This is a genomic window from Streptococcus sp. Marseille-Q6379, from assembly GCF_965119505.1.
The window spans coordinates 547,566-572,409 of sequence record NZ_CBCPLV010000002.1; the positions used below are offsets into that span (position 1 = coordinate 547,566).

23 protein-coding genes and 2 tRNA genes are annotated in these 24,844 nt (G+C 42.4%); 3 read left to right on the plus strand and 22 right to left on the minus strand.

Annotated features, from left to right (window positions below; genetic code table 11):
- Nucleotides 1–200: 200 nt before the first annotated feature.
- The 20 genes from ACWPVZ_RS09135 to ACWPVZ_RS09230 all read right to left on the minus strand — a co-directional run bounded on the left by ACWPVZ_RS09135 (nt 201) and on the right by ACWPVZ_RS09230 (nt 20,714).
- Complete coding sequence (locus ACWPVZ_RS09135) at nt 201–2,615, minus strand: DNA translocase FtsK (protein WP_454381873.1); 2,415 nt, start codon at nt 2,613–2,615, stop codon at nt 201–203.
- 99 nt (nt 2,616–2,714) lie between these two features.
- Complete coding sequence (locus ACWPVZ_RS09140) at nt 2,715–3,713, minus strand: NAD(P)/FAD-dependent oxidoreductase (protein ID WP_201709132.1); 999 nt, start codon at nt 3,711–3,713, stop codon at nt 2,715–2,717.
- A 1-nt stretch (nt 3,714) separates the two neighbouring features.
- Nucleotides 3,715–4,434, minus strand: a complete 720-nt coding sequence (gene trmD / locus ACWPVZ_RS09145; protein WP_060972852.1) for a tRNA (guanosine(37)-N1)-methyltransferase TrmD — start codon at nt 4,432–4,434, stop codon at nt 3,715–3,717.
- Nucleotides 4,424–4,942, minus strand: coding sequence for a ribosome maturation factor RimM (gene rimM / locus ACWPVZ_RS09150; RefSeq protein ID WP_002891416.1), 519 nt, complete (start codon nt 4,940–4,942; stop codon nt 4,424–4,426). Before rimM ends, trmD begins: the two co-directional genes overlap by 11 nt.
- Nucleotides 4,943–5,162: 220 nt before the next feature.
- Nucleotides 5,163–5,234 (minus strand) — tRNA-Glu (locus ACWPVZ_RS09155).
- 29 nt (nt 5,235–5,263) lie between these two features.
- A tRNA-Gln gene (locus ACWPVZ_RS09160) sits at nt 5,264–5,335 on the minus strand.
- 301 nt (nt 5,336–5,636) lie between these two features.
- Nucleotides 5,637–6,281: a response regulator transcription factor gene (locus tag ACWPVZ_RS09165; protein ID WP_002891417.1), complete on the minus strand. Its 645-nt coding sequence runs from the start codon at nt 6,279–6,281 to the stop codon at nt 5,637–5,639.
- The gene (locus tag ACWPVZ_RS09170; protein ID WP_002891418.1) at nt 6,271–7,281 is read right to left on the minus strand and encodes a sensor histidine kinase; all 1,011 of its coding nucleotides are present in this window, start codon (nt 7,279–7,281) and stop codon (nt 6,271–6,273) included. The genes ACWPVZ_RS09165 and ACWPVZ_RS09170 overlap by 11 nt, the downstream gene beginning before the upstream one ends.
- Complete coding sequence (gene liaF, locus ACWPVZ_RS09175) at nt 7,278–7,976, minus strand: cell wall-active antibiotics response protein LiaF (RefSeq protein WP_037603001.1); 699 nt, start codon at nt 7,974–7,976, stop codon at nt 7,278–7,280. Before liaF ends, ACWPVZ_RS09170 begins: the two co-directional genes overlap by 4 nt.
- Before the next feature lie 162 nt (nt 7,977–8,138).
- The gene (locus ACWPVZ_RS09180; protein ID WP_414358725.1) at nt 8,139–8,897 is read right to left on the minus strand and encodes a potassium channel family protein; all 759 of its coding nucleotides are present in this window, start codon (nt 8,895–8,897) and stop codon (nt 8,139–8,141) included.
- A gap of 144 nt (nt 8,898–9,041) precedes the next feature.
- Nucleotides 9,042–10,916, minus strand: coding sequence for a Stk1 family PASTA domain-containing Ser/Thr kinase (pknB, locus tag ACWPVZ_RS09185; protein ID WP_002891421.1), 1,875 nt, complete (start codon nt 10,914–10,916; stop codon nt 9,042–9,044).
- Nucleotides 10,916–11,653 (minus strand): Stp1/IreP family PP2C-type Ser/Thr phosphatase, encoded by a 738-nt coding sequence (locus ACWPVZ_RS09190; protein ID WP_037598574.1) that lies wholly within the window; start codon nt 11,651–11,653, stop codon nt 10,916–10,918. The genes pknB and ACWPVZ_RS09190 overlap by 1 nt, the downstream gene beginning before the upstream one ends.
- Nucleotides 11,654–11,696: 43 nt before the next feature.
- Nucleotides 11,697–13,019: a 16S rRNA (cytosine(967)-C(5))-methyltransferase RsmB gene (gene rsmB / locus ACWPVZ_RS09195; protein WP_454381874.1), complete on the minus strand. Its 1,323-nt coding sequence runs from the start codon at nt 13,017–13,019 to the stop codon at nt 11,697–11,699.
- Nucleotides 13,009–13,944 carry a methionyl-tRNA formyltransferase gene (fmt, locus tag ACWPVZ_RS09200; protein ID WP_454381875.1) on the minus strand — a complete coding sequence of 312 codons (936 nt, stop codon included), beginning with the start codon at nt 13,942–13,944 and terminating at the stop codon, nt 13,009–13,011. Before fmt ends, rsmB begins: the two co-directional genes overlap by 11 nt.
- Before the next feature lie 17 nt (nt 13,945–13,961).
- Nucleotides 13,962–16,358, minus strand: a complete 2,397-nt coding sequence (locus ACWPVZ_RS09205; protein WP_454381876.1) for a primosomal protein N' — start codon at nt 16,356–16,358, stop codon at nt 13,962–13,964.
- Between the two features lie 142 nt (nt 16,359–16,500).
- Nucleotides 16,501–16,815 (minus strand): DNA-directed RNA polymerase subunit omega, encoded by a 315-nt coding sequence (rpoZ, locus tag ACWPVZ_RS09210; protein WP_002886855.1) that lies wholly within the window; start codon nt 16,813–16,815, stop codon nt 16,501–16,503.
- A gap of 21 nt (nt 16,816–16,836) precedes the next feature.
- A complete protein-coding gene (gmk, locus tag ACWPVZ_RS09215; RefSeq protein ID WP_454381877.1) occupies nt 16,837–17,466 on the minus strand; it encodes a guanylate kinase in 630 nt (209 codons plus the stop codon).
- A 234-nt stretch (nt 17,467–17,700) separates the two neighbouring features.
- Entirely contained in the window at nt 17,701–19,098 is a 1,398-nt protein-coding gene (gene ftsY / locus ACWPVZ_RS09220) for a signal recognition particle-docking protein FtsY (RefSeq protein WP_454381878.1), read from the minus strand.
- A gap of 10 nt (nt 19,099–19,108) precedes the next feature.
- Nucleotides 19,109–19,927: a Cof-type HAD-IIB family hydrolase gene (locus tag ACWPVZ_RS09225; RefSeq protein WP_454381879.1), complete on the minus strand. Its 819-nt coding sequence runs from the start codon at nt 19,925–19,927 to the stop codon at nt 19,109–19,111.
- Nucleotides 19,920–20,714 carry an HAD-IIB family hydrolase gene (locus tag ACWPVZ_RS09230; RefSeq protein ID WP_454381880.1) on the minus strand — a complete coding sequence of 265 codons (795 nt, stop codon included), beginning with the start codon at nt 20,712–20,714 and terminating at the stop codon, nt 19,920–19,922. The genes ACWPVZ_RS09225 and ACWPVZ_RS09230 overlap by 8 nt, the downstream gene beginning before the upstream one ends.
- Nucleotides 20,715–20,895: 181 nt before the next feature.
- Here ACWPVZ_RS09230 and ACWPVZ_RS09235 point away from each other — a divergent pair, with 181 nt between their 5' ends.
- The 3 genes from ACWPVZ_RS09235 (at nt 20,896) to ACWPVZ_RS09245 (ending at nt 22,777) form a co-directional block, all read left to right on the plus strand.
- Nucleotides 20,896–21,273, plus strand: coding sequence for a GntR family transcriptional regulator (locus ACWPVZ_RS09235; RefSeq protein ID WP_022496273.1), 378 nt, complete (start codon nt 20,896–20,898; stop codon nt 21,271–21,273).
- A gap of 4 nt (nt 21,274–21,277) precedes the next feature.
- Nucleotides 21,278–21,976, plus strand: coding sequence for an ABC transporter ATP-binding protein (locus tag ACWPVZ_RS09240; protein ID WP_002884466.1), 699 nt, complete (start codon nt 21,278–21,280; stop codon nt 21,974–21,976).
- 114 nt (nt 21,977–22,090) lie between these two features.
- Entirely contained in the window at nt 22,091–22,777 is a 687-nt protein-coding gene (locus ACWPVZ_RS09245; protein WP_454381881.1) for an ABC transporter permease, read from the plus strand.
- Between the two features lie 50 nt (nt 22,778–22,827).
- Here the strand turns inward: ACWPVZ_RS09245 and ACWPVZ_RS09250 are convergent, their stop codons facing one another.
- Entirely contained in the window at nt 22,828–23,757 is a 930-nt protein-coding gene (locus tag ACWPVZ_RS09250) for an ATP-binding cassette domain-containing protein (RefSeq protein ID WP_454381882.1), read from the minus strand.
- Nucleotides 23,750–24,835 carry an ABC transporter ATP-binding protein gene (locus tag ACWPVZ_RS09255; protein ID WP_002891435.1) on the minus strand — a complete coding sequence of 362 codons (1,086 nt, stop codon included), beginning with the start codon at nt 24,833–24,835 and terminating at the stop codon, nt 23,750–23,752. Before ACWPVZ_RS09255 ends, ACWPVZ_RS09250 begins: the two co-directional genes overlap by 8 nt.
- Nucleotides 24,836–24,844 lie beyond the last annotated feature (9 nt).

Below are 24,844 nucleotides of genomic sequence, written 5' to 3' on the forward strand. Positions count from 1 at the left end.
TTTTTATTACTCACTTTTTCTCCTATTATAGCAAAAAAAGTTCGTTTTGTAAGCGTTCTTATGGAATATTTTGCAATTTTTTGGTCTATTTTGAACATAAAAAAAGAATGAGAAAATAAATGGCAAAACACTCATTTTTCTCATTTCTTTTGTCTATTTTAATTCTTTTAAAAACCAGGCTTGAGACTCTTTCCAGTTCATTATTCTTGAGTCATCAAAACCTTACGTGGTTTGGTACCTTCAGCTGGTCCGATAACGCCTGCTTCTTCCAACTCTTCCATCAAACGAGTGGCACGGTTGAAACCAACTGACAGACGACGTTGAATCATGGAAGCACTGGCTTTTTGTGTTTCAAGGACCAAAGCCTTGGCCTCTTCAAAGAGTGGGTCACCTTCTGAGCTACCACCATTGGCAGAGGAACCTCCACCAAAATCATTTTCAGAAACTTCACCAGGATCAAAGCTCTCATCATAGTCAGCTGAAGCCTGATCCTTGATAAAGGTCACAATACGTTCCACGTCATCATCAGAGATGAAGGAACCTTGTAGACGAACAGGGTGGTTCTCATCAATCGGTTTGAAAAGCATATCCCCACGTCCGAGTAGCTTTTCTGCCCCATTTTCATCTAAAATGGTACGACTATCTGTTCCCGAAGACACCGCAAAGGCCACACGAGATGGCACATTGGCCTTAATCAAACCAGAGATAACATCAACCGACGGACGTTGAGTGGCGAGAATCATGTGAATTCCCGCAGCACGCGCTTTTTGTCCTAGACGAATGATGGCATCTTCCACTTCCTTACTGGCTACCATCATCAAGTCAGCCAACTCATCAACGATAACCACAATTAAAGGCAGGGGAATCTGTTTTTCTTGCGACTGGGAATTCCAGTCTTCCACCTTGGCATTGTAGCCAGCAATGTTACGCACACCAAACTTACTAAAGAGTTCGTAACGATTTTCCATCTCATCTACCACTTTTTGGAGAGCCTTGGCGGCCTTACGTGGGTTGGTCACTACAGGGATAAGAAGATGAGGAATATCATTGTAAACCGAAAGTTCAACCATCTTTGGATCGACCATGAGGAACTTCACCTGGTCGGGACGAGCCTTCATAAGAATACTAGAGATAATTCCGTTAACCGCAACCGATTTACCAGAACCTGTTGATCCAGCCACTAGCAAGTGAGGCATCCGTCCCAGGTCAAAGCTACGAGCCGAACCATCAACCGCCTTACCAAGAGGAACTTCCAAGAGTTTATTAGGATCCGTCTTGGACTGTTCCCAAAGTTCACGGAAAGAAACCGTCGCAATCTCAGAGTTAGGCACTTCGATACCAACCAAAGATTTTCCAGGAATAGGGGCCTCAATACGGACATCTTTCGCAGCTAAAGCCAGAGCCAAGTCATCAGCTAGATTTGAAATGCGGTTAACACGAACCCCAACAGCAGGCTTGACCTCGTACTTAGTCACTGATGGTCCAATTTCGGCTCGCTCAACCTTGACGTCAATATTGAAACTCTTAAAGGTATCTTCAAGGATACGTATATTCTTACGAACGATGTTCTTCTCTTTAGATTGACTCTTAGGCTTATCAGGTGCAAAGAGATCTATCTGAGGTAATTTATACTGTAAGAGCTCCTTCGGTGTGAAATCAACCTCGACAGGTGCATCATCTCCCTCAACAACCATAGATGGCGGAAACTCCTCGCTTAGCACATCCTCTGGATAAGGTGCATAATCTTCTTGGAAATCCTCATAATCCTCTGGAGGGAGATTATCATAGTAGTCCTCAGAGGCATAATCACTGATTTCAGGTTCAGGTGCAAAAATCTCAGTTTCTTGTGGTAACTCCTCTGCGGCATCATCTAAGATTTCTCCCGTCTCCTCGTCAACAGTTAAATCAGCCAGACGCTCGGCTTCGGCACGTTCTTTCGCCTCACGTTCTTTCTGAGCCTGACGTTCTGCCTTTTTTTCCTGACGTTGTGCCGTCCGTTCCAAACGCTTCTCAGCCCCTTTCTGCCAAGCTTCCTTAGCATACTCCATGATATCCAAGACATCCCAAGGGCTAAGAATGAAGGCACCCAAGAGAATGATCAATACCCCAATCATGAAGCTACCGATATTTGAAAAGAGGAAAGAAATCGGTTGGTATAGGAGAGCCCCCAACATACCACCACCCGCAAAACGAGCTACTTGCACACTGACCAGTTCCCCAAAAAGCAAGTCCTTGGTACCAGGGAAAATATCCAGACCACTCATGCGTTCTAGACTAAAGAGATAGGCGTGAAACTCCAACAAGAGACCCGCGAAGATCATCCAAAATCCTGTTACGTAGTTACTATGTTTACGTAACCATTTAAAGCCAAAGAGATAAACATAGATAGCAAAAATTAAAGGATAAGCCATACTCCCCACAAATACTCGAAAGAGATTATAGAGGGTAACCCCAAAGAAACCCAATCGAAAGACTGGGAAAATTAAAACAAAGGCAAAAAAGAAGGTCCATAGCATTCGCTTAATCGCCTTCTGTCTGTCTAATTCTGCTTTTGTAAGCCGCTTCTTACTGTTCTTAGAAGTCGACCCTTTTTTCGTTTTTTTCGTTGTAGCCATAGGTGTATTATACCACGTTTTTAGACATGAAAAAAGAGAGACAAGTCTCTCCTTAGATTGAAGACAAAGTCTTCTTTTGAGACTTTCCTTCTTTTGACATTATTCTTCAATTAATGATGTTGAGTGAACCGGACGATTCTTACCGTCTGGATCAATATATTGGATAGCTTGGTTGATAGCGATAGGAGCTTCACCCATCCCCACAGCAATCAAATCAATCTTACCCTCATATTCTGCCGCATCACCGATAGCATAAACACCTTCTTGTGAGGTTTCAAACTGCGCATTAACAGTAACGCTAGAGCGTTTGTAATCAACATTCCAGTTACGAAGGTTTTTATTGTTGGTTGAGAAGCCAAAGCTAACAATAAGGGCATCAAGTGGCAATTCCACAACCTCGTCTGACTTCACTTTTTGAACGGTCAAACTTTGGGCAAGACCATTTTCACCCTTAATTTCAAGTGGCACATAAGGCGTCATCACATTAACTGACGATTGATGAAGAAGCTCTACACTATGCTCATGGGCACGAAAGGCATCACGACGGTGAATCAAAGTCACGCTCTCAGCAATCCCATCTAAGTGATTGGCCCAGTCAACAGCTGAATCGCCACCACCAGCAATCACAACCTTCTTGCCAGCAAATTGGTCAAGACTATGCACATTATAGAACAAGTTATTATCCGCATAATCTTCTTCATTGTCCACACCTAAAGGACGTGGAGCGAAGGCACCATTTCCACAAGCAATGACGATAGCCTTAGATAAGTGTTGGCCCTTGCTAGTAGTAATTTTGAAAATGCCATCGGCCTTTTCAAAGGTTTGCACTTCTTCTTTCAAATGAATGCTGACACGATCTTCAAAACGCTTAAGTTGAGTCAAGAGATTTTCTGTCAATTCCGCACCTGTCGTTTGCGGAAAGGCTGGAATATCGTAGATCTTCTTCTCTGGATAGAGAACAGCAGGTTGTCCACCAAGCTCTGACAGACTCTCAATAATATTAACAGCCATACCACGTAGACCGGCGTAAAAGGCAGCCCAAAGTCCTACTGGCCCACCACCGATAATGGTAATATCGTAAATCTTTTCTTCTGACATTTTATTTCCCTTCTGCTTTTATCTCTTCTAAAATCTGACGTTCTTCATCCGTAAAGTCATAGTTTTCCAAGAGGTCTGGTCGACGCTCCCAGGTCTTACGCAAACTCTGTTCCATACGCCAACGTCGAATATTGACGTGGTGCCCTGACAAGAGAACATCTGGCACCTTCATGCCACGAAACTCAGCTGGGCGCGTGTACTGTGGAAATTCCAAAAGCCCTGATGAGAAACTATCATCCTTATGACTAGCTTCCTTACCTAAAACTTCAGGAATCAAGCGGACAGTCGCATCTACAATAGTCATTGCAGCCAACTCTCCCCCAGTTAAGACAAAATCTCCCAAGGAAATCTCATCTGTCACTAAGGTTTTGATGCGCTCATCATAGCCCTCATAGTGACCACAGATAAAGACCAATTCCTCTTCTTGCGCCAATTCTTCTGCATAGGCCTGATCAAAGGTACGACCCGCAGGATCTAAGAGAATAACGCGAGGTTTTGTGACATCTAACTTGTCAAAGGTATCAAAAATTGGCTGGGCACGTAGCAACATACCTTGACCGCCACCGTAAGGTTCATCATCTACGTGACGAGCCTTCTCCGCATTTTCACGAAAATTGTGATAGTTGATTTCTAGAAGGCCCTTATCCTTTGCCTTACCAACAATGGAATGCTCTAAGGGAGCAAACATATCTGGAAATAGGGTCAAGATATCAATCTTCATCGTCTAATCCTTCCATGAGCTCAACATCAACACGTCCAGCTGCAACATCAACATCGAGAACTACAGGCGGGATGTATGGCAAGAGCAAATCTTTTTTGCCTTTACGTTTTACTACCCAAACATCATTAGCGCCCGGTTGGAGAATCTCTTTGACCTGACCAATCAAAGTATCACCTTCGTAAACATCAAGGCCAATGATTTCATGGTAGTAAAATTCCCCATCATCAAGGTCTGTTAGGTTTTCCTCAGCAATCTTGAGGCTACATCCCTTATACTTCTCCACATCATTGATATGGTAAAGCCCCTTAAACTTAACGATATCAAAGTTTTTATGTTTACGGTGACTCGCAATCTCAACATCCATGATGTAATTGTCTTTGTCATCAAAAAGGGCTAGGACACTCTTCTTCTTAAAACGCTCATCCGCAAAATCTGTTACAGACAAAACACGAAGTTCCCCCTGCAAGCCCTGTGTATTCACAATCTTTCCAACGTTATAGTATGTCATTGAATTTCCTTATTATATGTTTTCTTATTCAAATGAAACCACGACTCGACGAATTATTTGTTATCATCTGACAGCCATCACAAAACAAAGTTATTTCTTCGGGTCGAGGTCTTGTCGTTTATGATTTTAAAGTGGTATAAAATGTCTGGCTTAGGCCAGTCAACCCCTCTATTTTATCAAAAAGGACACAAAAAAACCAGCTTTCTCTAGCTGGCACTTATAGTCCGTACGGGATTCGAACCCGTGTTACCGCCGTGAAAAGGCGGTGTCTTAACCCCTTGACCAACGGACCATAATCTGTGTCTCTACCCTCAGGTAGAACTGGGGTAGCTGGATTCGAACCAACGCATGAGGGAGTCAAAGTCCCTTGCCTTACCGCTTGGCTATACCCCAAAAGACTCTTATTATTCTACAGAAAAACTAGTTGGCTGTCAACACTTTTTTTAACTTTTTTCAAAAAAAGCAACCGGAAATACCGATTGCTAGGAGTTAGGAGATTTCATCATCTAAGCGAACTTAGATAGATGATATGAGGTCGCTTCAACCTCATATGAAAAAAGAAAAGTTTTAGGATGACTTCATTATATGTTTTACTAGAAATAAAGTCAAAAGATTTGACTTGCAAAATCCGAGTAAGGGGTAAGAATTATGATAACTCTCCCTAGCCTCTAAATAACAAGGTTAGTTGATAACTTTATTCATCATCCTGTGAAACCAAATGATGTCTAAAGGCATAAACGACAGCCTGAGTACGGTCATCAACATTAAGTTTTCCTAGGATATTAGACACGTGAGTTTTAACGGTTTTCAATGAAATGAATAGCTCGTTAGCAATGGTCTGATTGTCATACCCCTTAGCCAAAAGTGCCAGGATATCACGTTCACGTGCCGTCAAGTCGTCGTGTAGGTCCGGGTGGCTATCGTGGTATTTAATCTTATTGTCCACCTCTGTTTCGATAGCTTCTTCACCACGGTAAACCTTACGGATACTATTGAGAATTTCTGCCGCACTGCTAGTTTTAAGCATATAACCTTTAGCACCAGCTTCAATGACTGGATAAATTTTTTCATTGTCCAAATAGCTAGTCAAAACCAAGATCTTGGCCTCTGGCCATTCTTTGAGCAATTCCAAAGTCGCTTGAACACCATCTAATTCAGGCATGACAAGGTCCATTACGACGACATCTGGACGAAGTTCCAGGGCAAGGTCAACACCTTCTCGGCCATTGCTCGCTTCTCCAACCACTTCGACATCTCCTTGGAGATTCAGGAAACTCTTAAGGCCTAAACGGACCATCTCATGGTCATCGACCAAAATCACATTTATCTTATTCGACATTGTCTTCTCCTCTTAATATCGGCACACGAACATCAATAGATGTTCCTTTACCTGTAGCAGATAGGAACTGCACAGTTCCCGCCATTTCATCGACACGCTCCTGGATATTTTTCAGTCCATAACTCATCTCGTCAGTCGACGCATTTAAATCATAACCAACACCATTATCCAACATTTTCAATTGAATTTCCTGACTATTTTGATAGAGATAAACCTCTATCTGGCTAGCCTTGGCGTGTTTAAGAGTATTAGAGATAAACTCTTGGGCAATCCTAAAGAGATTATTTTCAATACGCTTAGGCACTTTCTTAACCATATCCTTGTAGACGACATGGATATTGGATTTATCGGTTAATTCCTTAAGAATCATCTGCAAGCCTTCTTGCAAGGTCTTGTTCTCAAGCTCTGTCGGACGAAGATGCAAAAGCAAGACACGCATATCGTTTTGAGCATCCGTCAGCATGGCCTCAACCGCCTGAATTTGATTATGCAAATCTTCTTTACTTAGCTGGTCCGCCATCTGAGAAACACCAGATAGGATCATACTAGCCGCAAAAAGCTCCTGACTAACGGTATCGTGAAGGTCACGAGCAATACGTCCTCGCTCCTTCTTAATAATATCACGGCTTTGAAGAGCTTGGGCATTCTCAGTTTTCTGCAAGTCCTTAGTCAATTTACGCATCTTATGAGATAAACGCATCATATTCTTGTCTAACTCAATATCTCCCTGACGTTTGACTGGTTGATTATTGATAATGCGGCGCAAATCCTGATTGACTGATCGCATACTGTTATCATTGGCAATGGCCCAAAGAATATAAAGCAAAATGAGCAAACTCAGAACCACAAAAAACATGTTAAAAAGGAAATGGAAGACCTGAGACAGATTACCAAAAACCAATGAAAAGTTAAGGTTAAAGCTATCCATAACCACTAGGGTAACGCCAACCAGAACGACAACTGAATAAATCAGAATCAAAAATAGGTACTGTTTCTTCATTTGCGACGTACCTCCACTGGTCCAGCTCCCACATTGAGAATCAATTTCACTGTTCGATGAGCATGTTCATACTCCGCCCCCTGCAAGGTCAATCTTTCGTAACGGAGGTCGTACTCATCTTCATTGAAGAAGGTGACAGAGCTATAAATCGCTGATATATTGAGCTTGACGGAAACATCAATTGGTACCAAGATAGTCGTCGGACCATAAAGTTTCTGCAAAATCACAACATTATCTCGCCCCGAGACGATAACCTGGGTCAAATCAATCACATCTGTCCCAAAGAAACGGATGATATTGATATCATCAAAGTCATAACGATCACTGACAGGTTCCATCCGAGTTCCAATCCACTGATTTCGCACAGCCTGAGGATCCAAGTCGTCTTCCTTGAATTGAATGAGAGCGTAGCGATTCTTTTTCTTGACCTGTGAAAAATGGTTAATCATAACATAGGCCACACCCACTAAAATCGCAAGCACCACATAGATATTCCACATGGAAACCAGAAAAAGTGAGATCAAACAGATGGTCAAGACAAAATCACTTTTGGATTCCTTATTAAAAAAGCGAACTGCCAACAAGGTTAAAACCAGAATGAAAATAAAACTGGTAATATCATTATTAAAAATGGTAATCAGGCCCAGGGTCAAAAGCAGGGCTTCCACCACTAAGAAAAAATTAAATTTGGTCATAAGGACCTCTCAAATAAAAGTATACAGGCTTCATTCTATCAAATTTTAAGGCAATTGACAAAAAGACCCAGTTTGAGCACTGACTAACCAAGATAGAAAAGGGGCAGAAGAAAGCAAAAAAGTGCCTCCATTACAGGAAACACAGTCTTTCATTCAAAAATCTTAATCGTCAGTATCGTCCATTTTGCTTCTTATCATTAGCACTGTACTTCTGATTTCCTCCAGTATGACACGCTGCTCTGCTAATTCTTTCTTAAGCTCGGCTAATTTTCGTTCAGTCTGACGACCTGACCGCACAAAAATATTATTAAGAGAGCTAGTTAACAACCCTAGAGTGGCAATCCCACTAAACATGAGAATAACAGCGACCGCTTTACCTACAAGCGTTTTAGGGACGATATCTCCATAACCAACCGTAGTCACCGTTGCTACAGACCACCAAATAGCATCTATAAAATTATGGTGTTCTACTCGGGCAATAACAGCACTACTGATAAGAATGATAATACTATTAACCGAAAGTAGAAAATAAAAGCCATTTCTGCGATTGATACGATTGGAAATATGCTTGAGCTTGCCACTCAAACCAATTAAACGTGAGAGTTTGGCCAACCTGGCAAAGCGTCCCACTCTTGAAAAACGGAGGAAGGTAAAGACTTCATTATAGGGAATAATAGCCAACAAGTCCAACACATGTGTTTTAACAAAGACTCGCTTACGAGGTGCTAAGGAGAAACGAATCGCATAATCAATGGCAAATATGAGCGTTATAGACTGATCTATCACTCTAAAAGGTCGCCTTCCAATTGAAATTAAGCCAACTAAATCAAAGATAACCAACCCAATGGAAATCAGGGCCAGGACCGTTATGACAATATCGTAGGTAATGATATACCTTCTCAGTTTTCTACGGTTTCTCATAGCATCTCTCCTATATGTAATGTCTTCATTATAAAAGAATCTCTGACCTCTGGCAAGCAGGTTTTTTAGGCTATCGACAAGATCTCTAGGTAGCAAAAAAGAGAGCTTAAATAACCTCTCTTCATTATGTCTAAGTTTTTTAATCTACTGTAGTTCTGTGTGAGTAGCCTCTGTCGAGGTTTCAGTGCTTGAAGTTGTACTGTCAGTACTTGAGCTCGTTGATGACGAATGTGTCGTACTACTTGAGCTTGACTGAAGGTTTGAACTTGCTGTTGCAACCGAAACATAGAGAATCACTGTACCATCAACACTTGTACCAGCTTGTGGATCTTGATAAAGGACCTCCGTACTGCTAGGAATCTTATCCTTATCTAACTTAGCACCAGTATTATAGTCGTGGTACTCGATGCTACTACTTGAGATATTCTTACGATTCAAGGTTTGAACTGCTGTTGAAACCGTCAAACCAGTCACATCAGGCATGGTAACTATCTTAGGAGTTGCCACACGGAACTTAATCTTAGCCTTACTATCCTTAGGATTGAAAGACTTGTTTTTCCCTGGACTTTGAGATAGGATTTCTCCCTCTTCAGCACTGTCGTCTTCGACATGCTGAATATCAATTTGGTCCTCAGAAACACCATAATTCGAAGTTAAGTCCTCAATGGCATCCTTATAGTTTTTACCCTTGTAGTCTTTCAAAGCGAAACCTTTACTACCAGAAGAAACATAGACATCAATGCTTGATCCTTCTTTTCGTGTGGTTCCAGCTGTAGGATCTGTCTTGATGACCTTACCCGTATCGACAGAGTCATCTTCCACTTCTTTGACTTCTCCTACCTTAAATCCAGCACCCTCAATTTTAGTCTGAGCTGTGGACAACTCCTGACCGACCACATTAGGTACTTGGACATTATCAGGATTGGTAAAGACTAAATAAGCAAAGATGATAATACCAATAAAGACAAGTCCTAGGAAAACCTTGAGTAAGGTTGAGAAGAAGTTCTTCTTCTTTTTCTTCTTAGCTGGTGTCGTTTTTTTCCTTGGTTGTTTACTTGGAGCAGGTGTAGGCTCTGATGGTTCAGCAGCAACGGCTTTTTTCTCAAGACTTGCTGATGGAACTGGATCAACCTTCGGCAAGGTCTTGGTATCCGTCATATCATCAAAGACTACCTTGGCATCACGTCGATGACTAGGATGCAAACTCGTTACCAAGTCACGGCTCATTTCCAAAGTACTATTGTAACGATTTTCTAGTTTTTTGGCTGTTGCTCGAATAACCACATTTTCCAAAGCTTGGGGAACGTTACGGTTCTCTGCCAAAATCGATGGTAGTGGTTTTTGGAAATGTTGGAGTGCAATGGTTACTGCACTATCGCCATCATAAGGAATATGACCTGTCAACATTTCAAAAAGCATAATACCCATAGCATAGATGTCACTTTGGATAGTCGCTTTAGATCCACGAGCCTGCTCTGGTGAGAGGTAGTGGACAGAACCCAACATAGAGTTCGTTTGAGTTAGACTAGTCTCTGCAAAGGCAACCGCAATTCCGAAGTCTGTGACCTTGGCTGTACCGTCCTTAGTTAAAAGAACGTTTTGTGGCTTAAGGTCACGGTGGATAATGCCCTTTTGATGGGCAAGAGTCATGGCGGAAAGGACCTCCCCCATGATACGCACAACATCTTGGTTAGAAAGTGGCGCATGGTCTTGAATGTATTTCTTCAAGTCCGAACCGTCCACATACTCCATCACCAAGAACTGCTGGCCGTCTTCTTCGCCAATATCTCGGATAGCAACGATATTAGGATGACTGAGTTCTGCCATGGCACGCGCTTCACGTTGGAAACGGGCCACAGCCACCTGATCAGTTTGGTAATTGGTACGAAGTACCTTAATAGCCACTTTTTCATTATCCAAAATCAGGTCATTAGCCAGATAAACATCCGCCATACCACCACGTCCGATAGATTTAAGGATTCGATAACGTCCAGCAAACAATTTGCCAACTTGGATCATTATCCTTCCTCACTTTCTACCTTAATGAGAGCAACGGTAATATTATCAAGACCACCTGCCTCATTGGCTGCAGCTACCAAACGACTCGTTTTTTCTTCGACGAAACCAGGGCTGTTGACAATATGAACAATCTGTTCGACTGAAATCATGTTGGTCAAACCATCTGAATTGGCCAATATATAGTCCCCTGGTTCCAATTGTTGAACACCAAGGTCAGCCTCAATCGGAGCAGCTTGCCCAATAGATTGCGTAATGATATTACGTTGTGGGTGAACTGCTGCTTCTTCTTCGGTCAACTGACCAGCCTTGATAAGAGCATTGACCAAAGAATGGTCATTCGTCAATTGCTTATACTCACCATTACGGATAAGGGCAATACGTGAATCCCCAACATGGGCAAAAATCACAGCATTATCAACAAAGGCAAGAACCTCGATAGTTGTTCCCATTCCCTTATATTCTTCGTTTTGGCCAAGTTCATAAATTTTACGATTTTCTGCATCAATGGCAGCAATCATCCAATCACGAATCTGACTCAACTCACGAAAATCAGTGTTAATCCAGTCACGACCAAGATCAGTCACTGACATCTCACTGGCAATATTTCCAGCACGGTGTCCGCCCATCCCGTCTGCAACAACGACAAGGGTAACACCAGCTTGGTTGACAAATTTATTAACAAAATCTTGGTTATTTGACCGTTTTTGGCCAATGTCCGTTAATAATGATATTTCCATAGTTTTCTTTCTGACTTGCGTCAGCATTTCCTCCTCTGTAACCCTAAGCTTTTTTACGCAACTGTGCGATGAAAAAACCATCAGTTAGATACTGTTCGGGGGTAATTGCCAAACAGCCATTGACCACGATGTCTTTACATGGATGGTCTAAGGCAACTTGCTCAAAATCAGGATGGCTCTCAAGAAAGGCTTGAATCACCTCTTGATTTTCTTCTGCTATGATGGTGCAAGTACTATATGTTATTATACCACCTTTTCGTAGGGTTTGACAAACGCTGGATAGGATATCCAACTGCACAGCCTTGAGGGACTCAAAGTCTTGGAGATCCTTGTTATATTTGATGTCAGGTTTCCGACGAATGAGCCCAATTCCTGAACAAGGTGCATCCACTAAAATCTTGTCAAAACTATCAGCTGGAAAGACTTGATGTACCTGACTAGCATCCAGTTTCTGAGTCTTAACCTTATCAGCTAAACCAAGACGTTGTGCATTTTCTTCGATAAGAGCAAGCTTATGATCATAGAGGTCAAGCGCCGTCACATGTCCACTCGTCAAATATGAGGCCATATGTACCGTCTTACCTCCAGGTGCCGCACAGGCATCCAGAATTTCTTCCTCACCTTGAATCTCTAAAGTTGGCGCAACCAGTTGACTGGTCTCATCCTGAATGGTCAACAAGCCCTCTTTAAAATAATCTGTCCCAGCAAAGTAACCTGAAGACTTAACAAGCCCGACTGGGGATAATACTGAACACTCAGCCCCAGTGGCCTCCGCAATCTCTTCCAAAAGTGACGCATCCGTTACACGCACACTAGCCTTGTTTCTCACAAAAAGGCTTTGGAAAATAGCAAGGGCACGATCCTCTCCATACTGGTCGATAAGTTTTTTAACCAACCATACAGGTAGAGAATACTGAACAGAATAGCGTTTATTGACACGTTTGATTGTGCTTGGATCTGGCAAAGGCTGGCTAGATAGTTTACGAAGAACCGCATTGACCAGCTTCTCAGCCCCCTTTTTATTGCCACGATTTTTAGCAATAGAAACGGCATCATTAACCACCGCATGGGCTGGAATCTTATCTAAATAGGCCAACTGATAGAGGCTCAAAAGCAATAAGTCATAGACCCAAGGTTCAAGCTTGTCACGGTCCTCGATGACATGGGCTAGGACCCACTCCAACGTAATCTTACGAGCTACGGTCCCATAGACAATTTCCGTCACCAAGGCCTTGTCCTTATCTGTCAGATGCGACTTGCTCAGATGGGCATTGAGAGCAATATTTGAGTAAGCTCCTTCCTGGAAGACTTCTTCTAAGACTTCAAGTGCCTGTCCACGGGATGTTTTTTTCCAATCATTGGCCAAATGCATCACCTACTTCAAGATTGCGTCCGACCCCATTAAGGAAATCAGCAATAGCCATACGGGGTTTTCCTGCAGGCTGAACTGTCTTAAGTGAAATGGCTCCTTGACCAGTCGCAACTACCAAACTCTTCTTGGTCTTTTCAATGATATGACCAGCCTGTCCTTGACCTTCTACCAAGTCCGCTTCATAAATTTTGAAACGTTTGCTGTCAAACAAGGTATGTGCCACAGGCCATGGGTACATACCACGGATTTGATTGAAGATGTCACGAGACGATTTATTCCAATCAAGACGCTCCTCTTCTGGACTAATATTTGGCGAAAACGTTACCTGACTGGCATCTTGAGGAACAGGTTTGATTTCGCCAGCAATATAGGCAGGCAAGGTCTCAAGCAAAAGGTCACGACCCAAGACGGCCAATTTTTCAAACATGGTACCAACATTATCCTCGTCAAGAATTGGCAAGGCCTTTTGGCTAACCATGTCACCAGCGTCCATCTCCTTGACCATTTCCATAATTGTCACACCTGCTTCTGCATCCCCATTGATAATGGCATAATGAATAGGTGCCCCACCACGGTATTTTGGCAAGAGAGAAGCGTGGACATTCACCGCAAAATCCATGCTATTAAGCAACTTGCTTGGTAAAAATTGTCCATAAGCTGCAGTAACAATCCCATCAGCACCAAGTGCCATCAATTGCGCCATTTCTTCTGACCCTGACAATTTTTCCGGTTGATAAATTGGCAAGTCATGCGCCAAGGCTACTTCCTTGACCGGTGTCATGCGAATTTCTTTTTTACGGCCGACAGCACGGTCTGGTTGCGTCACCACAGCAACAATATCGTAACGCTCATCTGTCAAAAGTCCTTCCAGCACTGTCGCTGAAAAGGCAGGCGTTCCCATAAATACTAATTTTGTCATATTCTTCCTTTTCTAGATTAGGTAAAATTCTGAGGTTCGTGATCGATAATCAAACGCAGGTCCTTGTTTTCAGGTTCCTGAGTCATGTCAAGGACCCTATTAAGCGTTTCTTCCAAGTTATCCTCAAAACGGTATTTGATAATAATCTGATAATGATAAAGGTTATGTGTTCGAGCAATAGGCTTAGGCGTTGGCCCTAGGAAGGTCACCTTGTCTGACAAGTGCTCTCTTAAATAAGCCATAACCTCATAGCTCTTGCGGACGACAAACTCTTCATCCTTGTGAGAAAGCGTGATTCCTACCGTATAAAAATATGGCGGATAGGCCAACTGACGTCGAATCCCCATCTCATAAGCATAGAAAGCTTCATAATCCTGTTGTTGCGCAAACCGAATGGCATAATGACTAGGATTATAGGTTTGAATAATAACTTCCCCTTCCTTGTCAGCACGACCAGCACGACCAGCTACCTGAGTCAAAAGCTGGAAGGTACGCTCAGCCGAACGAAAATCTGGTAAATTAAGCGATGTATCTGCATTCAAGACCCCTACCAAGGTGACATTGGGAAAATCCAAGCCCTTGGCAATCATCTGAGTCCCAAGCAAAATGTCAGCCTTGCCACTTCCAAAAGCCTCCAAGAGTTTCTCGTGAGCACCTTTCTTACGTGTCGTATCAACATCCATACGAATCACTCTGGCTTCTGGCAAGAGTTCCGTCAATTGATCATAGGCCTTTTGTGTCCCAGTACCATAATAACGAATCTGACGACTCTGACAGTTAGGGCAGACATGTGGTATTGCTTTTTGAAAATCACAATAGTGGCAATTCATGGTCTTGGTATCCATGTGCAAGGTCAGTGAAATATCACAATTCGGACAATCATCCACATAGCCACAGTCACGACACATGACAAAAGAGGAATACCCACGACGGTTCAACATCAATACGACTTGTTCCTTACGTGCCAAACGTTCCCTGATTTTTTCCAAAAGAGGTGGCGTAAAATCACTCGCCTCTTGACGGCCCACAAAATCCTTGAAGTCCACCACTTCCACCTGCGGAATTTTAGCATTAGGATTAGCCCTTTGTGTCAACTCAAGAAAATGGTAAACCCCTTTCTGAGCTCTCGCCCGTGTCTCAATAGAGGGTGTTGCCGACCCAAGGACAAGCACAGCTCTATGACTCTTAGCCCTAAGCAAGGCAACATCTCTTGCATGATAGCGAGGATTGGACTCTTGTTTATAAGTAGCCTCATGTTCCTCATCGATAATGATAGCTCCGATATTGTCCAAAGGAGCAAAGATAGCCGAACGCGCTCCTACCACAACCCTGGCCTGACCAGATTTAACCTTACGCCACTCATCAAATTTCTCACCGTCTGACAAGCCTGAATGCATAATCGCCACCAAGTCCCCAAAACGTGAAATGAAACGATTGGTCATTTGGGGTGTCAAGGAAATTTCTGGCACCAAGACAATAGCAGTTTTACCCATTGCCAAGGTCCTCTCGATAAGATGCAGGTAAACCTCTGTCTTACCTGATCCCGTTACCCCTTCCAATAAGAAAGGTTTGCCACCTTGTCCAATCTGACGCGTCATTTCTTCAACCGCATGCGCCTGTTGGGCATTGAGCTCTAGAAACTCCGTCTTCTCTACCTTTTCAAAGTAGCTATCGGCACGATTGACCTCAACTTCGGTGATGACCAAGGCACCAGCTTCAATGAAAAACTTAACCACATCTCGTGAAAAAAGCTTGTGGAGGTCCGTCAACTTGCCAGACTCACTCTTTTCTAGCAAGAAGTCTCGCAACTCCAATCGTTTCTTAGCCCTTTGCGAAATAGCCAAAGTCTCGAGAATACCCTTTTGAACACTATAGTGCTTCTCAGTCTTGATATTCTGCTTATCTTTAGCAAGGTAATCAACCGTTACACGCCCAGACTGGACCAGACGAGGAATGGCTTGACGTTGTACCTCTGACAACTGCGAGAAAAGAATATGATTCTGCCCTTGAAGGAGAGTCGCTTTTTCCTCTTCACCCAGTTTATCAGTTGCCATGATAACCTTATCGTACTGCGAATTAAGGAGACCGGGTAGCATTGACTTCAAGATGGAAATCTTATAAGAAAAGACCGTATGTCGCATCTGATTAGCCAAATCCAGCTGTTCCTGATTAAGCACTGGCTCATAATCTAAAAGCTCAGCGATGGGTTTTAGTTCAGGAAAATCTCTTAAATTTTCCTGCTCTTCCAAGCCAATAATAAAACCTTGGAGTAAACGATTTCCTTTACCAAAAGGCACATGAACCCGCATACCGATGGCGATTTGTTCTTGCATGGCTTCCGGTACCAGGTAACTATAAGGTCTGTCCGTCTGCATCAGAGGAACGTCGACAATAATATGTGCTACTAAAACCATAAATTTCCTCCTGTCACTTCCTTAAGACCAGTATCTTCCAAGCTCAAGAAAATGTGAGCTGCCTATTTTCGTCATAAAGAAGGAAGCTGAGACACTATGCCTCAGCTCCCCTCTCCTCATAAACCAAAGCAAGACTTTGATTTTAGATCTTATCGCCTTCTTCTTTTTCTTTAGCGATTTGTTCTTTGATTTTACGTTCTTCTTCCTCAGCAGCAAGACGTGCTTGAATCACTTTCAAACGTGCCAATTCACGTTTAGATTCTGGATCTGGGTGGATAGTCACATTACCAGATTCAATTTCTTCAAGGGCTTGAAGGGTTGGTTTTACTGACGTAAACTCTTGAGTTGGTTCAGCACCAGCGGCTAATTCATGGGCACGTTTGGCTTGCAAAATAACCAATGAATATTTTGAAGGCACTTTATCCAAAAGTTTGTCAATAGAGGGTTTCAACATCATAATTTTATACCTATTTCTAATTTATTTATCTGATAATTTCTTTTTTGAAATCATATTACGATAGCGACCAATCACACGGTCAACTCGGAAGTGTTCTGCTTCAATAACACGTTTGACACGCTCAGCAGCCAAAGGCACTTCGTCATTAACAATGGCATAATCGTATTCGCTCATGAGAGCAATTTCTTCACGCGCACGCTCGATACGTTGAGCAATAACTTCCTCAGAGTCTGTTCCACGACCAACCAAACGTTCTTGAAGCTCGTTCAAATCCGGTGGTGTCAAAAAGATGAAGACAGCATCTGGGACCTTTTTCTTAACCTGAAGGGCCCCTTGAACCTCGATTTCAAGGAAAACATCAACACCTTTATCCAAGGTTTCATTAACATAAGTCAAAGGTGTTCCGTAGTAGTTACCCACATACTCAGCATATTCCAACATTTGACCCTTACGAATAAGCTCTTCAAACTCCTCACGCGAACGGAAAAAATAATCCTTTCCATCAACTTCACCAGGACGTTGAGCACGTGTGGTCATTGATACTGAGTATTCAAATTTGTGGTCAGGTGTTGAAAAAATCTCCTGACGAACAGTTCCTTTTCCGACACCAGAAGGCCCTGAAAAAACAATCAAAAGTCCACGTTCAGACATGTCTTCTCCTTAAACTAAGATTAAAAATCTTCTTATGACTCACCTTAAAAAAGAGAAAACAATCATCTCTTTTTTTGGCTTAGGGGTTGTTCAGTGATTAAGTTACAGCTCACTTTTCAGAGCATGCGTTTTTCCTTACTATTTTACCAATAAAAGCGACTTTTTTCAAGGTGAGGACACCATTAAAAAGAGTGAATTCCTTTTCTCAGTACTCACTCTTTTTTAAACACTCTTTTAAACCAAACCAGTCAAGAGACCTTGCATGAATTCTTCTGAATGGAACTCACCAATATCATCAATTTTCTCACCAAAACCAATTAACTTAACTGGAATATCCAACTCTTGGCGAATGGCTAGAACCACACCACCCTTGGCACTACCGTCCAACTTAGTCAAGACAAGACCTGTAAGAGGTGTAATTTTTGAGAATTCCTTAGCCTGACTAAGCGCATTTTGACCTGTTGAGGCATCCAAGGCCAAGAGGGTTTCATGAGGTGCTTCTGGAACCACACGCTTGATAATACGCCCAATCTTTTCAAGCTCTGCCATAAGATTGTCTTTATTTTGCAAACGTCCCGCAGTATCAATCATAAGGACGTCGACTCCCTCAGCAAGGGCCTTTTCCATACCGTCAAAGACCACTGAAGCTGGGTCAGCCTTCTCAGCACCAGTCACTACTGGCACATCAACACGACGCCCCCACTCAACCAACTGAGCGACAGCTCCCGCACGGAAGGTATCGGCAGCTACCAACATAACTTTTTTGCCTTCTTCTTTGTATTTATGCGCCAACTTACCGATAGACGTTGTCTTACCAACACCGTTGACACCAACAAAAAGCATGACTGTCAAACCATCTTGGAAATTAATCTGCTCCTTGTAGACATCATCCTTCTCGTAGATATCCACAAGTTTTTCAATAATCAAGCGTTGCAAATCCTCAGTCTTTTTGACATTTTCAAGGCGGGCTTCATAGCGCAAATCTTCCGTTAATTGCGTTGCAACATTAACCCCAACATCGGAAAGAATCAGCATTTCTTCCAATTCTTCGAAGAACTCCTCATCAACACGACGGAAATTCGCAAAGAATTCATTCAAGCGAGCAGCAAAACCAGTACGCGTCTTCTTGAGGGTACGGTTATATTTCTCTTGTTCTGTTTCAGTTTTTGAAGCCTGAACTTCTTCAGGTTTTTCCTCAACTTTACGGGTTTGAATGGCTTCAAAAGTGACAGTTTCACCTTTTTCTGCAGCAGCAGCTACTTGAGCCTTCTTAGCATAGTAATCAGCCATGACATCCGCAAAGTGGTTATCCACAGCAACTTGACTTTCTTCTGACTCTGAAACACCTTCTGCTTCGCTTGAAGCCTGATTATCAACAGAAAGGTCTCCGTCAGACACTGCTTCACTTTCTTCTGTCACTGTAGAATCACTTGATTCAACAGATTCTGTGGATGAAATCTCTTCTACTTGAGTCTCTGACTCACTGAGCTGTTCTGTTTGACTCTCGCTTATCCCTTCACTTGTTGACAAGTCTTGATTATCAAGAGCCTCAGTTTCTGAAATTTCCTGATTTGCCACAGTTTCCTGTGACTGGTTTTCCTCTTGTCCAAATAATCGATCAAATAGACCCATTTGGTTCTCCTTATTTCTCTAGAATATATTTGTGGATGGCCTCAGCCACTCCAGATTCCTCATTAGTTTTTGTCGTTACTGCCTTGGCAACAGCCTTGACCTTGGGAACAGCATTCGCCATAGCCACACCAAGACCAGCCCACTCCAGCATTGTCAAGTCATTTTCCTCGTCTCCCATAGCCATGACCTGACCTTTATCCAGAGCAAGGTAATCAGTCAAGAGTCTCAAACCTACAGCCTTATGAACACCTTTAGGCATGACCTCTAGGATAATTTCACGAGACTTAAAGACCTCAAACGCTTGGTATAAATGGTCAGGTATTTTTTGAATTTGAGCATCCAAAAACGCTTCCTCACAGACCGTAACTACCTTATTATAGACGATATTTTCAGGAATGTCATCAATACTCTCCACATCAACGAAGGTCAGGGTAGGATTAGCCTGACGATAGAGAGAATGATTGCCTTTACTTGGCACACCATAGACAATGCCATCACTGATAACATCCATAGGAAGCCCTAGAGGTTCGAAGACAGCATAAATCTGCTTTAAATCTTCTAGACTCATCTCTTTCTTTATGAGGATATCCCCATTATTACGCTGAACCAAGCCACCATTGAAAGTCACACTATAGTGCTTATCATCCAACAAGCCCAAATCTTCCAAGATATGAGTAATAGCTGGCAGAGGGCGACCAGTCGTAATGACCACATGAACCCCCTTAGCTTCTGCCGCTTTCAGAGCAGCTCTATTTTCAGCTGTTACTTGCTTATCCTTAGTGAAGAGTGTCCCATCTAGGTCCAAGGCCAATAATTTAATCTCAGACATCTGAGTCCACCAATCCTTCCATGTAGTCAAAGACTGCACCGTCTTTATGGTGACCAATCACTTCGTCAGCTACTGCCTTAATCTCATCGCGGGCATTTTCCGTAGCAACCGCATGCCCAGCAAAGGTCAACATCTCCATATCATTGAGATTATCACCAAAGGCTACAACATCTGAAGCTTGACGCCCCAACTCTTGACAAAGATGGTAAAGACCAAAGCCCTTGTCCACACCTTTAAGGATAATATCCATAGAATCAAAGCCAGTTGTCACAGCTGTCATATCCTCAAAAATCGTGTTGAGGTAGTCACCACGTTCCATAATGGTATCCCCTTGGAACTTAGCAGTTACCTTGAAAATGTCATCTGTAACCGCTTCAAGGTCCGTTGTCATAACATTTTCATAGTAACGTTCCATGGCCTTAAGATAGGCTGGTTCTGCATCGTTTGGAGCATAGGCACCACGACGTCCCGACAAGAGAATTCCCTCGCAAGTTGGCAAGGCTAAAGTCGTGTCTGCAATTTCTAAATAATCTTTAGGTTCTAGCTTGGACTCAAATAGGACTTCACCCTTGTACTGAACTAAGGCCCCATTCTCCGCAATAATAGCAATGCGGTCCACAAAACCATCAAAAAGCTCCTCCAAGGCCAAGAGAGCTCGACCAGAAGCTACTGTAAAAACGTAATCTTCAGCTTCACACGCATCCAAAAGGTTTTCCAAACGTGCCTTATCATAGGCACCAAGATGGTCTAGAAAGGTACCATCCATATCTGTTGCTAAAATTTTCAAAATAATCTCCCTTCAGGTCGAATATACTTGCCCCTATTGTACCAAAAATAGGAATATAAGTTTGGGAAAAGCCAAAGAAATTAGAGAAAATATGGCATTTTACTTGCAAATCCAGCATTTTAGTTGTATCATTATGGTAGTAGAAAAATAATACTATTATACTTTTAGAAAGGAGTCTCTTATGGCTTGGACATTTGATGAAAAATCGCCAATTTATCTCCAAATCGCCTATCGCGTCAAACTGAAGATAGCTTCCAAGGAATTGAGTATGGGACAACAACTCCTACCCGTTAGAGAATTTGCTCAGGAAGCTGGGGTCAATCCTAACACTGTACAAAGAGCCTTCCAAGAACTTGAAAAAGAGGGGTTGGTCTACTCTGCCCGTACCTCTGGTCGCTTTGTTACCGAAGATGAAAAACTAATTGATCAAAAACGACACGAGATTGCCCAAAGTCTCATGAAAAACTTTGTCACTGAGATGACAGCCATTGGTTTTAGCTCACCTGAAATCAAATCTATCATCACTGACTACATCGAACAAACAGGAAAGGACTTGTAGACCGATGACTGATATTGTAACTCTAACAAATCTCACCAAGACCTATAATGGTATTCCAGCCCTTAGAGATGTGACCATGTCCATCCCTTCTGGTAAAATCATTGGTCTCTTAGGACCAAACGGTAGTGGTAAAACAACCCTAATCAAAATTTTGAACGGTCTCCTTCAACCGACTTCAGGTTTAGTGACCATTAATGGATTTCAGCCGTCACCTATCACTAAGGCGCAAGTGGCTTATTTGCCTGACACAACCTATTTAGATGAAAGTAAGACAATACAGTACTACTTGGACTTCTTCCAAGATTTTTACGCTGACTTCCGCTATCCTCTTGCCTTGCAACTCTTGCAGGATTTAAAGCTCCAGCCTGATTTGCGCCTTAAAGACCTCTCAAAAGGTAACAAAGAAAAAGTTCAGTTGATTTTGGTTATGAGTCGTGAAGCTAAACTCTATCTCCTCGATGAACCTATCGGTGGAGTCGATCCCGCGTCACGTGACTACATTCTTAAAACCATCATCAACCAATACTCTGAAGATGCTTCTGTTATCATTTCAACCCATTTGATTGCAGATATTGAATCCGTCCTAGATGAAGTTGTCTTCTTAAAATACGGTCAGATTGAACTTCAAGGGGATGCTGATAATATCCGTCAAGCCCATGGCAAATCTATCGACAAACTCTTTAGAGAGATGTTCCACAACTAGGAGGTATGAGCATGTTTTGGAAATTAATTAGTTAAATATGAATTACAATCGGTCCGTAAGTGGTACCTTGGCATCTATGGTATTGCCATCCTACTCTCTATCCCCTTGGGCTTAATGCTTCAAAAATTTATTTTTGTAACTGAACAGAGCCACCAAGAACCTAGTCTACTCTTTTTTGCTTTCTTCACATTGATGGTTTTTGCTACCATTATTGTATGGGGAGCCATTTATATAGCAACAATAGTTCTCATTGTCAGACGCTTTGCAAAGACTGTCTTTGGGAGAGAAGGTTATCTAACCAATACGCTCCCAGTTTCTGCTCACCAATTAATCTTGTCTAAACTCTTGGTAGCCTTTATTTTAGATATCATTTCATCACTCGTTATACTCCTTTCGATTGGAATTATAGCTGCTTTCTGCCTTGATATGAAAGATATCCTCCTAGCTACCAGCTACTTTGGCCAGATCCTAAAAGAAATAGGCGCTTTCTACCTCTTCATCCCTTCTACAATTTTAGGAACAATTAGCGGTATCCTTTTCTATTACCTCTGTATTAGTATCGGAAACCTCTTCAATACTAACAAAGTTCTTATGGGATTTGTCGCCTATTTCGCCATTCAGGCTATCCTATTCTTTATTGGTTTCTTCTTTGGACTCGGTGCAGCCTTGACCGGAGATGCAACAAATACTGCAATTAATAACTCGTCATATATATTTAGTCTAGTTCAGTCTCTCATTCTCATCGCGGCAAGTTACTTTGGTACCTACTACATCATGACCAAACGCTTAAATTTAAACTAAAGAAAAACCGTGTTCCTTTTGGAACACGATTTTTTTTGCATTGAAAAGACTTATTTACTTTGTTCTTTACGATAAGTCTCAATTTCGGCTTTGTTACCCCAAACGAAGTGTCCTGGACGTACTTCAACCATTTCTGGTTTATCGACAGAATAGTCGTGTTGGTTTGGATCATAAACCTTCAAGACTTTCTTACGTTCCAAGATTGGGTCTGGAATAGGAACAGCAGACAAGAGTGACTTGGTGTAAGGGTGGATAGGATTGTTGTAGAGTTCTTCTGTCTCAGCAACTTCCACGATTGTGCCCTTGTAGATAACAGCGATACGGTCAGAAATGAAACGGACCACTGACAAGTCGTGAGCGATAAAGAGGTAAGTCAATCCCAACTCTTTTTGGAATTTCTTAAGCAAGTTCAAAACTTGGGCACGGACTGACACGTCAAGGGCTGAGATGGGTTCGTCAGCGATGACCAAGTCCGGTTGTATGACCAAGGAACGTGCAATCCCAATACGTTGACGTTGTCCCCCAGAAAATTCGTGAGGGTAACGTGTCAAGTGCTCCTCAAGAAGTCCCACTTCTTTGATGATTTTCTTGATTTTAGCTTTACGATCTTCCTCATCCTTATAGAGATGGAAGTTATGCAAGCCCTCAGACAAGATATAATCGACTGTTGCACGTTCATTCAAACTAGCCGCAGGGTCTTGGAAAATCATCTGGATACGACGGATAAGGTCGTTTTTCTCAGAGTGAGACAAGTGTCCATTGATTTTCTTACCGTCAAAAATAATCTCACCATTACTTGTATCATTTAGACCAATAATGGCACGCCCAATAGTGGTTTTACCACTACCAGACTCACCAACGAGGGAAAAGGTTTCACCCTTGTTGATGAAAAAATTAGCATTGTGGACAGCAACGAATTTCTTGCTTCCTTCACCGAAGGAAATCTCCACATCTTTTACTTCAACTAACTTCTCAGGCATTGCCTTCCTCCTCATCTCCTAAATGTGCAAATCCCATATTAGCACGGATTTTTTCATGTAGATTTTGGATAACCGCAGGTTTTTCAACTTTTGGTGCATCCTCATGTAAGAGCCAGGTCTTAGCCCAGTGAGTATCTGAAACTTGGAATTGTGGTGCTTTTTCCTCGAAGTCAATCTGCATAGCATAGTCTGAACGCAAGGCAAAGGCATCCCCAACAACCGGTGTATAAAGTGATGGTGGTGTCCCTGGAATTGAGAAAAGCTCACCCTTATCATCGGCCAACTGTGGCAAGCTTGAAAGCAAGCTCCACGTGTATGGATGACAAGGTTCATAGAAAATCTCCTCAACAGTTGCGTATTCAATGATTTCACCAGCATACATAACAGCAACCTTATCAGCGATACTTGCTACCACACCAAGGTCATGGGTAATGAAAATCACTGAGAAACCGTACTCCTCTTTGAGTGATTTCAAGAGGTCGATGATTTGAGCTTGAATGGTCACATCGAGGGCAGTTGTTGGTTCGTCACAGATAAGGACATCCGGATGACAAGCCAAGGCAATGGCAATAACGATACGTTGACGCATCCCACCAGAGTATTGGAAAGGATACTCATTGAAACGTTTTTCAGCATCAGGAATACCAACCTTGTCCATGTAATCAATGGCCATTTTTTTAGCTTCCTTGGCTGATTTTCCTTGGTGTTTGACAATGACTTCAACAATTTGGCTACCGATAGTCTTAATTGGGTCAAGACTGGTCATAGGATCTTGGAAGATAGTCGCAATCTTAGCCCCACGAATAGATGCCCAATCTTGGTGACTCTTAAGCTTAGTCAAATCTTGACCGCGATAATCAATCGAACCACTAGCGACACGACCATTTTCTTCAAGCATCCCTGTGAAAGTCTTAGTCAAAACTGATTTACCTGAACCAGACTCACCAACCAAGGCTAAAACTTCACCTTCAACCAAATCAAGGGAAACTCCTCTAATGGCTGTCAAAACACGGTCACGAACGTCAAATTCCACGACGATATCGCGAGCCGATAATATTACATTTTTATTTTCTGTCATATTGGACTC